This is a genomic window from Methanosarcina sp. DH1 (assembly GCF_020804205.1).
Classification (GTDB): Archaea; Halobacteriota; Methanosarcinia; order Methanosarcinales; family Methanosarcinaceae; genus Methanosarcina; species Methanosarcina vacuolata.
In genome coordinates this window covers 195,651-209,703 of record NZ_WJBJ01000022.1, presented here as the reverse complement: position 1 = coordinate 209,703, position 14,053 = coordinate 195,651, and the positions used below count along the sequence as shown (strand labels likewise).

The 14,053-nt window shown below is 41.0% G+C and carries 13 protein-coding genes and 3 tRNA genes; 8 read left to right on the top strand and 8 right to left on the bottom strand.

What is annotated here, in order from left to right; translation table 11 throughout:
* Positions 1-386: 386 nt before the first annotated feature.
* From thiI to FXW07_RS12990, 7 genes are all read right to left on the bottom strand, one after another.
* Positions 387-1,679, bottom strand: a complete 1,293-nt coding sequence (gene thiI, locus FXW07_RS13020; protein WP_229395794.1) for a tRNA uracil 4-sulfurtransferase ThiI — start codon at positions 1,677-1,679, stop codon at positions 387-389.
* Between the two features lie 63 nt (positions 1,680-1,742).
* Positions 1,743-1,982, bottom strand: a complete 240-nt coding sequence (locus tag FXW07_RS13015; RefSeq protein WP_229395793.1) for a hypothetical protein — start codon at positions 1,980-1,982, stop codon at positions 1,743-1,745.
* Between the two features lie 40 nt (positions 1,983-2,022).
* Positions 2,023-3,267, bottom strand: a complete 1,245-nt coding sequence (locus tag FXW07_RS13010) for a methanogenesis marker 16 metalloprotein (protein WP_229395791.1) — start codon at positions 3,265-3,267, stop codon at positions 2,023-2,025.
* A 45-nt stretch (positions 3,268-3,312) separates the two neighbouring features.
* Positions 3,313-4,047 carry a (Fe-S)-binding protein gene (locus tag FXW07_RS13005; protein ID WP_229395790.1) on the bottom strand — a complete coding sequence of 245 codons (735 nt, stop codon included), beginning with the start codon at positions 4,045-4,047 and terminating at the stop codon, positions 3,313-3,315.
* Complete coding sequence (locus FXW07_RS13000) at positions 3,981-4,685, bottom strand: GTP-binding protein (protein ID WP_229395789.1); 705 nt, start codon at positions 4,683-4,685, stop codon at positions 3,981-3,983. The genes FXW07_RS13005 and FXW07_RS13000 overlap by 67 nt, the downstream gene beginning before the upstream one ends.
* A gap of 6 nt (positions 4,686-4,691) precedes the next feature.
* Positions 4,692-5,510 (bottom strand): ATP-binding cassette domain-containing protein, encoded by an 819-nt coding sequence (locus FXW07_RS12995; protein ID WP_229395787.1) that lies wholly within the window; start codon positions 5,508-5,510, stop codon positions 4,692-4,694.
* A 242-nt stretch (positions 5,511-5,752) separates the two neighbouring features.
* Positions 5,753-6,745: a radical SAM protein gene (locus tag FXW07_RS12990; RefSeq protein ID WP_229395785.1), complete on the bottom strand. Its 993-nt coding sequence runs from the start codon at positions 6,743-6,745 to the stop codon at positions 5,753-5,755.
* A 387-nt stretch (positions 6,746-7,132) separates the two neighbouring features.
* Between FXW07_RS12990 and FXW07_RS12985 the strand changes: the two genes are divergently transcribed.
* From FXW07_RS12985 to FXW07_RS12975, 3 genes are all read left to right on the top strand, one after another.
* A tRNA-Cys gene (locus FXW07_RS12985) sits at positions 7,133-7,203 on the top strand.
* Positions 7,204-7,455: 252 nt separating this feature from the next.
* Entirely contained in the window at positions 7,456-8,454 is a 999-nt protein-coding gene (locus tag FXW07_RS12980; RefSeq protein ID WP_229395784.1) for a GNAT family N-acetyltransferase, read from the top strand.
* A 253-nt stretch (positions 8,455-8,707) separates the two neighbouring features.
* On the top strand, positions 8,708-9,037 hold the full coding sequence (locus FXW07_RS12975) for a NifB/NifX family molybdenum-iron cluster-binding protein (protein ID WP_229395783.1): 330 nt from the start codon (positions 8,708-8,710) through the stop codon (positions 9,035-9,037).
* A 140-nt stretch (positions 9,038-9,177) separates the two neighbouring features.
* On the opposite strand, the gene FXW07_RS12970 is transcribed toward FXW07_RS12975, so the two are convergent.
* Positions 9,178-9,483 carry a hypothetical protein gene (locus tag FXW07_RS12970; protein ID WP_229395782.1) on the bottom strand — a complete coding sequence of 102 codons (306 nt, stop codon included), beginning with the start codon at positions 9,481-9,483 and terminating at the stop codon, positions 9,178-9,180.
* Between the two features lie 174 nt (positions 9,484-9,657).
* On the opposite strand from FXW07_RS12970, the gene FXW07_RS12965 reads away from it, so the two are divergent.
* The 5 genes from FXW07_RS12965 to FXW07_RS12945 all read left to right on the top strand — a co-directional run bounded on the left by FXW07_RS12965 (position 9,658) and on the right by FXW07_RS12945 (position 13,877).
* Positions 9,658-10,122 carry a hypothetical protein gene (locus FXW07_RS12965; RefSeq protein ID WP_229395781.1) on the top strand — a complete coding sequence of 155 codons (465 nt, stop codon included), beginning with the start codon at positions 9,658-9,660 and terminating at the stop codon, positions 10,120-10,122.
* Positions 10,123-10,675: 553 nt separating this feature from the next.
* Positions 10,676-10,746: transfer RNA gene (locus FXW07_RS12960), tRNA-Cys, on the top strand.
* Positions 10,747-11,125: 379 nt separating this feature from the next.
* A tRNA-Cys gene (locus tag FXW07_RS12955) sits at positions 11,126-11,197 on the top strand.
* Positions 11,198-11,209: 12 nt separating this feature from the next.
* Positions 11,210-12,592 carry an O-phospho-L-seryl-tRNA:Cys-tRNA synthase gene (gene pscS / locus FXW07_RS12950; protein ID WP_229395780.1) on the top strand — a complete coding sequence of 461 codons (1,383 nt, stop codon included), beginning with the start codon at positions 11,210-11,212 and terminating at the stop codon, positions 12,590-12,592.
* Positions 12,585-13,877 (top strand): O-acetylhomoserine aminocarboxypropyltransferase/cysteine synthase family protein, encoded by a 1,293-nt coding sequence (locus tag FXW07_RS12945; RefSeq protein ID WP_229395779.1) that lies wholly within the window; start codon positions 12,585-12,587, stop codon positions 13,875-13,877. The genes pscS and FXW07_RS12945 overlap by 8 nt, the downstream gene beginning before the upstream one ends.
* Positions 13,878-14,053: the final 176 nt, after the last annotated feature.

Below are 14,053 nucleotides of genomic sequence, written 5' to 3'. Positions count from 1 at the left end.
GACATGAACTGATTAGAGCACCAGGAGCTTTTAGAAGGTTGAATATCTAAGTAATTAAAAGTAATTTTTGCTTAAAAAAAGGACTTTAATGCTTTTAATCTAAAATTAAAGCATTAATTAAGAAATTGGCAAAGGCTCAGATAACAGAAATAGATAACAGAAATAGATAACAGAAATAGATAACAGAAATAGATAACAGAAAACAATAGCAGAAAAAGTTTTCAATGTAGAGAAAGAAGATTCATAGATTCCTATTGATATTACGGGAAAGTGTATAATATAGAGAAATACCTTCCTGGCCCGGAGAATATTTCTCTTAATCTGGAAAACAGTATAAGAGAGCGAATAACATTTGTACGGGCCAGAAAGAAGTACTGGAGTTTTTCTTAGAGTTTAAGGACTTGTGCTGCTTTCATAGCATTGGAAACCATAGTCTCTATATCCATTTTTCTTTCCTCAAGTACGATAAGGTCGTATTTTGCCTCGATTTCAGGACGCTCAGGGACAGCAGTACAGCTGCCTGCTGATCTATTGGAGATATCGTAGGTCCCAATCTTGCGGGCAATATCCATGATTTCAGTTTTGTCTAACGCAATCAAAGGGTGATAAATCGGGATAGCAAGCTGATAGATTTCAGCATACATATTTGCAGCAGTCTGGGAAGCTACCTGTCCCAGGGAAGAACCGGTGATAATTCCGCTTGCACCTTCTTTTCTCATAACCTCATAGGCTTCCCTGTACATCATGCGTTTGCAGAGAAGACAGGTATTTTTTCGGTTGCAGATGTCTATAAAAGCCTTGAGATTGGGGCCGTGAGGAATCTCATAAGTCGTAAACTGATGTCCTGGAGCCCACTTTTGGAGCTGCCGGATGCAGTCAAAAGCACGCTCTCTTGCCGCGTCTTCTGCATAAGGAGAGTTACTGCAATAAACAGGTGTAACCATTACGCCACGCTTCATCATAAGCCATGCTGCAACAGGAGAGTCAAGCCCGCCGGACATTAAAACTACCATACTACCCTGCGTGCCGAGAGGAAGACCCCCTACTCCTTTAAATGTTTTTAGATAGACGTAAGCCAGGTTCTGCCTCATTTCAACAAAAATTTCCTTATCAGGAGAACTCAGGTTAACTCTGGGATGTTTTCCTTCTTTTTCCAGTTCATTCCAAACAGCGTCCCCACAGTTTCTCCCTATGTCTGCCGAAGAAAAAGTATGGTTTCCACTTCTTCGGGCTCTGATAGCAAAAGACTCTCCTTCTAAAACAAGATCCCTGGCGAGGGCAGCACATACACTGGCTGCACTCTCAAGAGTAGGCTCTGCTGTCAATGCAGGAGACGTTGAGACAATCCCAAAAACATCAGCTGCGGCTTCGGCTGCACATGGATCCGCACTCTCGATAAAGATCCTGCCCCATTCCCGCCGGATCTGAGAATAGGGAATGTTTCTTGAGTCAAGCATTGCGGCAATGTTCCTCATAAGGATTTTCTCGTACCAATTTCGGACTCCGGTACTTTTAAGAGCAAGTTCACCATACCGGACTATAACTACTTCTGTTTTAATCCCATATTCGGAACAAGAGAATTCTGAATCCGAAAAATCCAGTTTTCTTGTATCATTATCTGGAGTGTGTTTATTTTCCTGATGAGTACGAATGCGAGATTCAATTTTTTCTTTAACCATGAAAATTACCAGCCGTTAAATAAATAGCCCAAAAATCCAGAATTTCAAAATATAAAACAATCATTAAGTTGTGGTAACTGATATCACGCTGATCCAGGAATTTCTAACATAAGTCTCTAATGAAGTTTTCCAGTAATTTTTGAACTGCTTTTGTAACCTGTTTTCTGTAACATTATTGACTGGCGTGAGATCAGCATTGACTGACATGAGATCAGCATTGACTGACGTGAAATCAGCATTGACTGACGTGAGATCAGCATTGACTGACAAGAGATCAGCACTGTAATTCCAGAGTAAGTTCATATCCCCATACTGCAGAGTAAGTTCATAATTCTATAACTGATTACAGAGGTTCCAGCATCTTTGTAGGTACGAACTTCTGCTCCAGGATACGGTTCTTAAGCATTGTACAGAGCCTTTCTGCCCGTGCCCTGTCTGACTGCCTCAGAGATATAGGGACAGTTCCTTCAGCCAGTTCTATAGACCCCAATCTTGCAAGAAATACTCCTTCAGAACACTGGAGTGTACAGGTTCCGCAGTTGATGCAGAGATCTCTGTTGATAACGCAATCATTTGAAATCGCTTCTGTGGGACAGGTGCGCATTGCGGCACAGTCTGGATGGTGCAGACACCTATCTTTTTCGGCGCGAATAACTTTATCAGTGCCTCCCCATACATTCCCGTAATTCACTTTTGCATGTGCAGTGCGCCCGTTTACGTCTGCTACTGGTAGCGGGACATTCTGGTCCAGAATTTTTAATCCTGAAAGAATCTCTTCATCAAGGACAGGGATAGGGACTGCAAGTGAGGTCAGGCATTCAGGGCCGTGTGCTGTTTTCATCCCTCCCATCATTGTCGGGTCCATATCCTTCATGTCTGCATATGCTGAGACGTTTGGCTTATCAGGACTGGCCCTGGTTCCTTTTCCCATGATATAACCTGGTGCACCATTTAAGAGAACTCTTGTACCCACACCTATTGACCTGTGAGAAGGATCGTTCTGCAGAGGATTTATTTCACCGCATCCTGATACCGTTGTTTCCGTAAATGGGCCTGTCAGGCCTGTCACGGAGAAGATAGTGTTAATCGTTGGAGAAGCGGGATTTATCAGTGCATTGTAATTTTTAAACGCGAGCCTTGTGGTAATGATCCTGGCAAATTCGATCTCATCAAGCGTAACCTGGTTTTCATAATGCTTTCCGTGTGCTTCTACCGTCACGTCAATAGTTTTCCCTTTTACAAGGTCCCGGAAAAGATGACCTCCGCCATATTGGTCATTTGCATGTGCTGTCCCGTTTATCACAAGGTCTACAACCCCGAGCCTTTCGTTCGGACAGGGGCCCGGTTGAGCAGGCACACCATTTAGCCAGATTGCATCCGCTCTCTCAAAACTGTTTTTTTCAGCTACCGGCACCATCATAACTGCCATAGTTCCTGACATCACGCCAAAAGTTCCTGTTGTTACTACATCCACGTCGTCAACAGTAACCTCTTTTCCATCACGAACCATCGACTTGAGCTCGGCAGCTGTAAGGATTATGGCTTCTTTGTTTGCAATCTTCTGATTTATTTCTTCAATCGTTTTCATAGTCTTCCAACCTTTTCGATAGTCTCCCAACATTTTCAATAGTCTTCATAATATCCTGATGTCCTCAAGCCTAACGTGAAGTCCAGAAGGTTTTTGAAAACACATATTCACAAGAGCCGTATGTGCAAGTCCTATCATGCAGTTGCCAGGCAGAAAATATTGACGGGTTCCGAACACAGGAGGTCTCTTTATAGTACTGGCAATTCCTTCAAAAGCGTGCACATGGTATGCCTGAATATCATGGGCATCTTCTTTTCTGGCAACCATGGGACCTACGGTATGGCATTCAATTACGCCTGTGACCGGATTTGCGCTCAGAACTCTTAAAGCATGATATACCGGACATCCTGGACCTGCCGGACGGCCAGTTACGAGGTCTCCTTTTTTGATATCCCATTTTTCTACAAGGTCTGCCCTGAAGGGCACTATAAACTTCCGGGCTGACGGTTCATCCGGAAATGGCAGGAGAACAAAGTCATATTCTTTTCCAGCCACATCCACACCGGAGTAAGTGTTTCTTGCCTCAATAGCAAGGTTTTTCAGGCTTGCGATATTTTCCGGACGCACTGTCTTTTCTGCAGTGTTTTCTATACTATGGAATGGACACATATCCAGCTCCGTTAATCCCGCTTCAAGTCTGGAAACAAAGTCCGAACAGGTCTGAGAACCGCAAGCTCCACAGTTTTTCCCTGGAGGATTCCAGTTATTCATCATCAGTCGCCTCTGTATAAGGGTTCTGGCATATCCAGTGGCCTGATGACTCCAAAGTGGTTTTTCCATCCGATTTCTTTTTTCCCTATACATACAGTACATACACCAAGCGGGGGAGCACCTCTGAGCTTGATCTGATCAGGTCCTATATCCGGGTGATCGGCAATCCGCCTCATAAGGTATCGTAAACCGGTTCCCTGAACTGCGTTTGTCTCTACAATGTCAATTTTTGGGACAACTTTTCGGATACTTTCTCTGAAAACTTCCTTTTCTGCCTGAGACACCAGATCAGTTTTGGTAACGACTGCTACATCTGCAAGCGCAAGCAAAGGAGCCATTTTGAGAGGAGAGTTTGTTCCTGAAATCGCACTGACGACTGCAATTCCAAGTGAGTACGTTGTGTAAGGAGTACACCTGAGACAGAGGCCTGCGCTTTCAATTATCAGGATGTTTCTGGACAGACTTTCAGCCCAGCGTAATGCATCTTCAAGCACCAGAATTCCCATATGGTCAGGACACACGTCTCCGGAATAGATCTTTTTGACAGGAATCTCGAACTCTTCTGCAAACTCCTGGTCTTCTGTCGCATGTACAACGTCAATCTTCAGGAAGGCAGGAAGCGATCCCTCGGGGAGATTCTTTATAACCTGGCGAATGACAGCGGTTTTTCCTCCACTTGGAGGACCGGCGACGATTAAAAGTTTCATTTTGACTCACACCCTGTTAAACTGGAGGCTTTGTTTGGCTGGGGTCATAAAAACCTTTGAAGAAACGGATGAAAAATCAGCTCCCTGTCTGAGTTTTTCTCTTATTTGATGGAGCTTGTCTTCGATTAAAGCAAGATCTGCAATAAGAGGCTGCTCCTCTCCTGTGGATTCGATTACAGACGCAACTCCGCCATGTTTCATCACTATACGCCTGTCTGCCGTAAGAGCAAGATAAGGGTCGTGTGTTACAAGGATTACTGCCTTGTTTCCCCCCTGGAGAGACTGGATGACGCGGTCTTTAAAAATACCTGCGTTTTCAATTTCATCAAGCAAAAGTATAGGTGTATCGCCGATTACAAGGGCATCTGCGATCATTAGAGAGCGAGTCTGTCCTCCGGATAACCCGCTCATCCTGCTTTTCAGGCTAATCGATTCACCTGTAAATGTATTTGCAAGCTTTATTGTTTCTTCAAGCAAGTCTTCTCTGCCTGGTTTCCGTGCTCTGATATGCATTAGCAGAAATTCTTCGACTGAAAGATCTGCCAGGCAACGCGTGTTCTGGGTTATCAGGGCGATGGGTTTGAAGGCTGGCTCTCGTACGAAGGATTCAGGAGGCTCCTGACCATTGATAAGGATTCGTCTGCCTGTAATACTATCTCCTTGTGCAAGAGTTTCAATATCATTGATTAAAGCTGACTTTCCTGAGCCAGTTGGGCCTACAATTGCAAGAGTGTCCCCTGGTCTTATTTCCAGGGTTTCAAATCCTTCCTTTTCTCCAAATCGATTTTTCCCAGATTGAACCGTAAGAGTGAATTGCTTTGTCATATACACAATTGTGAAGATTTGTGCTTTATAAATCTTTCCGCAAAATAGCTAAGATTGTCCTTAAAAGCTAAAAAATAATTAAATTATATCCTTTATAGGATATAAAATCAAAAATAATGGAAAGAATAGATTAATTCAAACCTGCAATTTTCCCTCTATAAGAATCTCAGGAAATTATTGCAAGATTTATATGAAAAACAGTAATCTGCTCCTCAAAATTGTACTGAATTGATTCTATGTGCTCAAATATCTTTATTAGGTGTCAGGTCACAGCCAGTACATAGAAGACACATTGTTCGCGATTTATCGACACAGAGCGACTCACGGTCAAGCATATCCCTCAGCATACCTCCCAGTTTTAAAAGCCGTGCAGTGTCTGGCCTTGTGATCTTCACATTTTTTCTAAGTGGGCTGGGAGAAATAGGTCTTAGAATTGGAATTATGCATCGGCTTGTAAGGAGCTTGATACCCTTTTGGACGGTTTCGTCACTTTCCCCAAGGCCAATTATAAAATTCGAAGAAACCCTATTTTTTCCGAAAACATTCACTGCACTGTCGAGAGCATCAAGAACATTGTAGAGAGAGAGGTCAGGACAGAAGCGCCTGAAAAGCTCAGGGTCCATAGTTTCAACATTGTATTTTATCTCGCATGCGCCTGCAGAATAAAGTTCTTCTGACGAACCTGTCGTGGGATAGACCGAGACACCTACTGGAAGATCGTACTCACGCGTAAGCTGCTTTATGATACTTGCCGCCCTCTGGACTTCTGTCTTTGGCGAAACAGCTACACCGCTGGTAAGGGAAATTGCCTTCAGTTCGCCTGTTGCATAAGCTTCCTCAACCATCTTCAGAACTTTTGTACTATCCTTTATCCCTCCCTGGATTTTCGGTACCGGACAAAATTGGCAATCATACACACATTTTTCAGATAGCGTAATGTATGCCTGTTCCGGACAGTGACAAAGCGGACGTTCAAGTGCCCCCCTGGCAACTACATCATTGCCTTTAACAATTACCACATGCTCACCTTCCGGTACTAAACGCAAAGGAGATGCATCATTAATTGTAAGCCTCACCCTTCGGTTTCCAGACTTCAAAAAGATTGAAGTGCCACCTGCTCCGGGTCCGGCTGTAGCCTTGCTCTCAAGCTTGTCAGGAAAAAGAGAGTCATCTACCTGAACACTTCCTATGCTTAACAGAGCTGCCTTAATATTTGTATTCAGTTCTTTGTCCATAATTATGCACTTCAGAAAGCAAAATGCTCAGTGAATTTGCTCAGTACAGTTACCGTATACTAATAGTAGTGTTTACAATCGTAAGCTAAATTGATTAACAATTGTGAACTGTGTAATATTAACAATTGTGAATAAAAAGCTTATGATTGATTCCAATAAATCATAAAATGTGGATATTTAAATAGAAATGTCTGTTTTATTTCGGTTCGGTTTCAATATCTGTCATGGAAGTTCCCTTGCAAACATAATAAGCCAAACTTCAAAATTAAAATTTCAAATCCTCTTTTCCGTAAAAGTTCCTTAAAAGGCATATTTTGCCTCAAAGAGCAGGTTTAAATATTAGGAATAAGTATGATGATTTGCTCATTCACAATTGTGAATACCGGTGCCAGGGTGGCGGAAAGGCTACGCAATGGACTGCAGATCCATTTATCCCGGTTCGATTCCAGGCTCTGGCTTAAAAGTGTTCTCATAAACTCTATCAGAAAACTTTTAGTAAGAAAGTTTAGGATTTTTACTCCGGGAGATTTAAACAAAAGTACACTAATAGTAAAATCAGGTACTCCCAACCGTATTTAGTATGTTGATATTTAAGCAACCGAAATCTGATACTAGCAACTTAAATCTGGTACTATTGATTTTTCGTATTTCAACTGTGTAAGTTTGAATCTACTATGAGAAAAACGAAATTTTATTCAACGGGATTCAAAATGACTGAAATTGAAGTTAGAGAATTGGTACCATCCGAATACAGAGAATGGGATTTGCTTGTGCAAGAAACTCAACCGGGTACACTTTTTCATACAAGTGACTGGCTGGAAACTTACAGAAATGTTCTTTCAAAGGACCTTAGATTCTACGGTTGTTTCAGAAACGATGATGAGCTTGTAGGTGGATGCCCTCTATTTGTCAGGAACTTCAAAGGAATCCTCAAGATGGCATCTTCGACCAGTAATATGATTGACTACTGCGGACCTCTTATCAAAGAAAGTTCCAGCACCAGAGCAAATAAAAAAGCGCAGGAAACTCACGAAATCTTTGATGCACTCAGGAAGTTTCTGTGCAGACAGGGTTTTGATAGTATTCACCTGAGATTCTCTCCGGGAATTGAGGATATTAGACCGTTTACCTGGAATGGCTGGGACTCAAAGGTCCATTACACCCATCACCTGAATCTGAGGGAGAATGTTGATAATAAGATCTCAAGGACAATAAGGAAGGACCTCAAGTCTGTATTAAAGGCAGGGCTTGAGACAAAGATATGGAATGACCTTGAAACTTATTATAGTCTGCTTTCCAAAACATATGAGAGGCAGAATCTCAAACCACCACTGCCCAAAAGGTTTTTCGAAAAGGTTTTTGACCTTATTCAGAAAAAAGATATCGGTTACATGCTTATATCCGAAACTCCAGAAGGAGAAGCCGTTGCAGCGCATTTGACTCTTTACGGAAAAGAAAGTACGATTGGCTGGTCTTCTGCCCGGAATCCGGCTTTTAACCTGAGAGGATCAAATGCTCTCCTTTACTATAATGAGTTCCTCGACTTGCAGTCCAGAAATTTCGAATACATGAATGTCATGGCAGGAAATGTTCCCAGGTTTGCGGATTATATTATGGGTTTTTCTCCTAAACTCGTACCTTACTACAGTGTAACCCTGGAGAATAAGAAGTATTCAATTCTCAAGGCCTTATATAAAGTAGCGACTTAATATAAAAATTGGGGTTATTTTTTGAGTTGTTGTTGAAAATCAGAAGATCCAGAAGATCCCAAAAAATAATCATACACAAAAAAATCAAAAACCAGGAACACTTTGAGGAGATTATAATTACTGTTTTTCTCCTTTCTTTGGTGTATCACTAATGCATATAACTGTATACAATTAATAAAAACAAATTTTGTTTAACATATAAACAGATAAAATTTATATTTTTACTTTTAAACAGGAAATATGGGGATAAAAAATGAAGGTCGCTATCGTTTCAACTGATGGTAAGGTTATCAACCAGCATTTTGGAAAAGCATCCAGGTTTTTTATATTTGAGATTGATGATTGTGGTAAAATACAATTCTTAGAAGTTAGAGAGACTATGCCTTTATGTGGCTCAGCGGATGAAGGGCATGCCGATGATGTTTTGAGCAGAACAATTTCTTTGATATCTGACTGTGAAGCTTTGCTTTGCTCCAGAATTGGCAGCAGGCCGCGAGAAGAATTAAGGAAAAAAGGGATCAAACCAGTCGAAGCTCCATACTTTATTGACGAAGCTTTAAAAAGTATATTTGAAGCTGAATAATCAGGGTTAAACAATTCCAGGTCACCTTATTCCCGAATTATGATTCATTAATGTTTAGCAAATATAATGACTTTCAATATCTGAAAAATTACAGATACCAAAACATTATACACTTATTTTTGAGCCACAGTAATTCCTGTTTAATCTCTTGAACCTGCAAGAGTAATCCGGAGAACAATCTGGAAGATAATCTGGAAAATAATCTGGAAAATAATCTGGAAAATAATCTGGAAAATAATCTGGAAAATAATCTGGAAAATAATCTGGAAAATAATCTGGAAGATAATCTGGAGAATAATCTGGAGAATAATCTGGAGAATAATCTGGAAGATAATCTGGAGAATAATCTTTATTCTTGTTGAAATCGGAGAGGTTGCACAACTGCTTTTTTTCTCAAACAGGCAATTTTCATCCTCAATATGCGGATATTGATAATTTTCAGGCACTTTTTGCCTTAAAAACGAAGTTTAAATATTAACAATGAATAGGATGTTTTGTCAGTTCACGAATGTGATGACAATCGAAAAAAGAGCTGAAAAGATAGGTAAAATGGAAAAAAACAACAGAACAGATAGACTAATTTGAAGAAGGTAAAAGCATGAATTCAATAAGGTTAAAGTATGAAAGGAGAGATCGTTGACGGAACAGGAAATTCTGCCCTCGATCTGAATGAAAATATTGCTGAAGAAGTATGGCGAGAGTTTGAAGATGAGCTTACGGTTGAAATATTCTGGGAAGCTCTTGATCTAACTGGGTTCCACATTCTCCTGCATATGGTGTATCATATACTTCTTGCAGTAGAGTATGTATCTCCTGAAGTTATAACCAGCCCTCTTAATGTGATTGAACAGAAGATTTCTCAAAATGAGAACGATCTTCTTGAAGAAGGAAAATCCAGAGTGTGGCGGATATTCAATAGATATCACATTTCAGGCACAGGGATAAAAATGCGCGGACAGCTAAGAGCAGAAAATAGAAAAGATCCAGGGTTATATGGGAACTTTGTCACAGAGTCCAATAATACATTAACTCACCCTGTGTTTCCAAATATAACCGAAACATTAACTTCCTCATACTGTTGTTGATTGAGATTATAAAATCCCTAACCTCCTATTTTCTTTTTTGTTTGAAAATTTGCTGCCACAAAATATTTTCGAAAAGAAAAAACTCATTTTAACTAATCAACCATTAAAAATAAGCAGCATTTCGACTCACGATTTCTGAATATTTATAAGAAAAAAGACCAAACTATAGTAGCTCCATACATTATTGTACCAGCTCTTTTGACCATGTTGTTAACAATTTATTTTTCACTTTTTCCGCATCATATCATTAACCAATAGTAATCGGATTTCAAATAAATTTCTTGTAACTGCTCTTTGTCCATTATTCATTTCTCCTTCTTTTCTGAATACTACATCTTGCTGTAACCTTTTAAAAAATATTTCTGCTAGCATTGTATAGATACCGTGCAGTAATTTACTTTGCTTATAGGTTCTCTATCAATACGAGCAGAAAACTTTTGAAGAAAAATTACAGGTTCTCTTTGAAGTAAAAGGTATTTTTTGCCTCAAAAAGCAGGTTTAAATATTAAAAACGAGTATGATGTGTTGCTAATTCACAATTGTGAATAATGGTGCCAGAGTGGCGGAAAGGCTACGCAGTGGACTGCAGATCCATTTATCCCGGTTCGATTCCAGGCTCTGGCTTAAAAGTTTTCTTGTAAATATAAACAGGAAAGCTTTTAACAAAAAAATTTTAAGGCGCATTTAGCCTGAAGGAGGAACAAATAAAGGTTATAATGAATGGCAAACACGGACTTCACAATTGTGAAGTAGGCATAACAATCAAAATGTGGCTAAATTCCCTTTATGAATCATGTATAGACGAACAGATAAAAACGACTCATATAACTCACAACTTAGTCAACAGCGTACTTTCCGCAGAAGTCCACAAAAGAATACCCGTTTATCAAATGGGTATAGCCCCCATAAATCGGTATCAGTTAAACAGGATACTGGGCAGATAACCCCTCAATTTGTGTACATCTGCGGAATAAGAGTGCAAAGTAACAAAGTAACAAAAGATGCTGAGATGGCGGAAAGGCTACGCGATGGACTGCAACTCCATTATATCCCGGTTCGATTCCGGGTCTCAGCTTAGGGGTAGTATATGGATATAAGAACACAAAAAACATTTGAGGCACTTTTTGCCCTTGAAGATATTAGGGAGATCCTTAGACAAAGGCTTCCAAATACCAAAAGCCCAGAAGAAGAAAACACCATTAAAGAAAGTGTAAATAAGGTCAGAAAATTTCTGGATGATATCGAAAATGATACCGGAACCCCGGAAGTAAGAAAAATAGCTGATAATATTGATATCCGGTCCAGAGAAGAAACAAACATCAATATACAGCCAATCCAGGCAGCAGGAAGGCTTACACCCGAAGCACGAAAAGCTCTCATAGCATATGGCGACGGCTATTCCACCTGTGATGCCTGCCGCAAACCTTTCAGGCTTGATAAAATAAACAGTCCGCCTATTGCTCCCTTTCATGAACAACTTGCAAGCTTCGTTAACATGGATGTGGCTCGAGTAGTGCCAGGTGCAAGGAGAGGGTTCCAGGCAGTGACATCATCTCTGGTCAACAAAGGTGATTCCGTAATAGTCTCGGCTCTTGCTCATTATACAGAATTCCTAGCAGTAGAAGGAGCAGGAGGAATAGTTCGAGAAGTTCCCCTAAACGAACACAATATTGTGACTGCAGATGCTACTGCTGAGAAAATTGAAGCGGTTAAGCAGGAAACAGGTAAATTACCTGTACTGGTAATGATCGACCACTTTGATTACCAGTATGCAAACGAGCACGATGTAAAAGGCATTGCAAAAGTTGCCCACCAGTATGACATTCCTTTCCTGTATAACGGGGCATATACTGTTGGCGTCAGGCCGGTTGACGGAAAAGATATCGGCGCGGATTTTGTTGTAGGTTCAGGCCACAAAAGCATGGCATCCCCTGCACCTTCTGGAGTACTGGCAACAACTGAAGAATGGGCTCCCAGGATATTCCGCACAACTCAGATGACTGGCGATCTAACCAAACGCAAGTTTGGAGTAAAAGAAGTCGAGATGCTTGGCTGCACACTGATGGGTTCAACTTTGCTAGGCATGATGGCTTCATTCCCTACGGTTAAGGAGAGAGTAAAGAATTGGGAAGACGAGTTGAAAAAATCGAATTATCTGATCGATGGCTTGCTCGCTATTGAAGGCAGTAAAGTCGTCTCAGAGTATCCACGCAAACATACCCTTTCCAAAGTTGATACCATCAATAGCTTCGATCTTGTAGCGCAGAAAAATAAACGCAGAGGTTTCTTCCTTTCAGACGAACTTTCAAAAAAGGGTATTGTCGGAGAATTTGCAGGAGCCACAAGAGTCTGGAAACTTAATACATACGGGCTTTCGTGGGAGAAAGTTCGCTATGTTGTAGACACATTCCAGGAAATCGCTGAAAAATACGACCTTCAGGTAAACAAGGAGAAGAATTCCAATGACTAATAACTATAAATTAGGAACACTTGCCCTTCACGCCGGACAGAACCCGGATCCAGCTACAGGAGCACTTGTAGTACCTATATATCAGACTACTTCGTATGCATTCAAGGATGCAGATCAGGCAGCCAATCGTTTTGGGCTCAAAGAGCTTGGCAACATCTACACCCGTATAATGAACCCCACTACTGATGTGTTCGAAAAGCGCATCGCTGCCATTGAAGGTGGGACTGGAGCCCTTGGAGTTGCATCAGGTTCAGCAGCAATAACCTATGCTCTGTTAACTATTACTAGAGTCGGGGATGAAATAGTATCCGGAAACAATCTTTACGGCGGAACCTATGAACTTTTTAGATACACTTTCCCCAAACTGGGAAGAAAAGTAATATTTGTAGATTCAACTGATGTAGAGGCGTACCGAAAAGCCATTAATGAGAAAACCAGGGCTGTTTATATTGAGTCACTGGGTAACCCGAAGCTTGATGTCCCAGATTTTGAGGCAATTGCAGACATTGCTCATAAAGCCGGAATTCCGGTTGTCGTAGACAACACAAGTGCTGTAGGACTTGTCCGGCCTATTGAACATGGAGTTGATATCGTTGTGCATTCAGCAACCAAATACATTGGCGGGCATGGAAACTCCATTGCCGGTTCTATAGTCGATTCCGGAAAGTTCCCATGGAATAACGGTAAGTTCCCGGAATTCACAGATCCTGATCCAGAGTATCACGGCCTGAAATACTGGGACACATTTTCAGACTTCTCCGGGCTTGGGAACGTAGCATTTGTCTACAAAGCAAGGCTGCAATTCCTTCGAGATACAGGTGCTGCGATTTCACCTTTTAATTCATTCCTGCTGCTTCAGGGACTTGAAACCCTGCATCTGAGGATACAGAGGCACTCGGAAAATGCACTTAAGGTGGCAGAATACCTCTCAAAACATCCGAAGGTCTCGTGGGTCAATTATCCAGGTTTGCCGGATCACCCAAGCCATGAACTTGCATCCAGATATCTCAAAGGTGGTTATGGTGGATTAATAGGATTCGGTGTAAAGGGTGGCGTGGAAGAAGGTAAAAAGTTTATTAACTCTGTGAAGCTGCTTTCACACGTTGCAAATATCGGAGATTCTAAAAGTCTTGTTATCCACCCAGCAAGTACCACACACCAGCAATTAACCCCGGCAGAGCAGGAAGCAAATGGGGTTAAGCCAGATTACATACGCCTTTCCATAGGTACTGAGGATATAGAAGATATAATCTCAGATCTGGAACAGGCTCTTGAGAAAGTGTAACTTTAATTTGTGTTCTCTGGTGCCAAGGCTAATTTAGATCTTAAGGCTACAAAAGGCATTAAAAACGCTGTAAATTGATGAGGTAAAACTCATCTGTTTATTTTCAGTAATTTTGCTTTGTCAATTAACTTTGTCATATCAACTTCAATCAACTTCTATCAACTTTTATCAACTTT

What these genes read in the sequence shown, in the direction of transcription:
- thiI (WP_229395794.1), bottom strand. Translation starts at nt 1,679, where the DNA reads ATGGTTAAAGAAAAAATTGAATCTCGCATTCGTACTCATCAGGAAAAT.
- FXW07_RS13015 (WP_229395793.1), bottom strand. Translation starts at nt 1,982, where the DNA reads ATGAACTTACTCTGGAATTACAGTGCTGATCTCTTGTCAGTCAATGCT.
- FXW07_RS13010 (WP_229395791.1), bottom strand. Translation starts at nt 3,267, where the DNA reads ATGAAAACGATTGAAGAAATAAATCAGAAGATTGCAAACAAAGAAGCC.
- FXW07_RS13005 (WP_229395790.1), bottom strand. Translation starts at nt 4,047, where the DNA reads ATGGAAAAACCACTTTGGAGTCATCAGGCCACTGGATATGCCAGAACC.
- FXW07_RS13000 (WP_229395789.1), bottom strand. Translation starts at nt 4,685, where the DNA reads ATGAAACTTTTAATCGTCGCCGGTCCTCCAAGTGGAGGAAAAACCGCT.
- FXW07_RS12995 (WP_229395787.1), bottom strand. Translation starts at nt 5,510, where the DNA reads ATGACAAAGCAATTCACTCTTACGGTTCAATCTGGGAAAAATCGATTT.
- FXW07_RS12990 (WP_229395785.1), bottom strand. Translation starts at nt 6,745, where the DNA reads ATGGACAAAGAACTGAATACAAATATTAAGGCAGCTCTGTTAAGCATA.
- FXW07_RS12980 (WP_229395784.1), top strand. Translation starts at nt 7,456, where the DNA reads ATGACTGAAATTGAAGTTAGAGAATTGGTACCATCCGAATACAGAGAA.
- FXW07_RS12975 (WP_229395783.1), top strand. Translation starts at nt 8,708, where the DNA reads ATGAAGGTCGCTATCGTTTCAACTGATGGTAAGGTTATCAACCAGCAT.
- FXW07_RS12965 (WP_229395781.1), top strand. Translation starts at nt 9,658, where the DNA reads ATGAAAGGAGAGATCGTTGACGGAACAGGAAATTCTGCCCTCGATCTG.
- pscS (WP_229395780.1), top strand. Translation starts at nt 11,210, where the DNA reads ATGGATATAAGAACACAAAAAACATTTGAGGCACTTTTTGCCCTTGAA.
- FXW07_RS12945 (WP_229395779.1), top strand. Translation starts at nt 12,585, where the DNA reads ATGACTAATAACTATAAATTAGGAACACTTGCCCTTCACGCCGGACAG.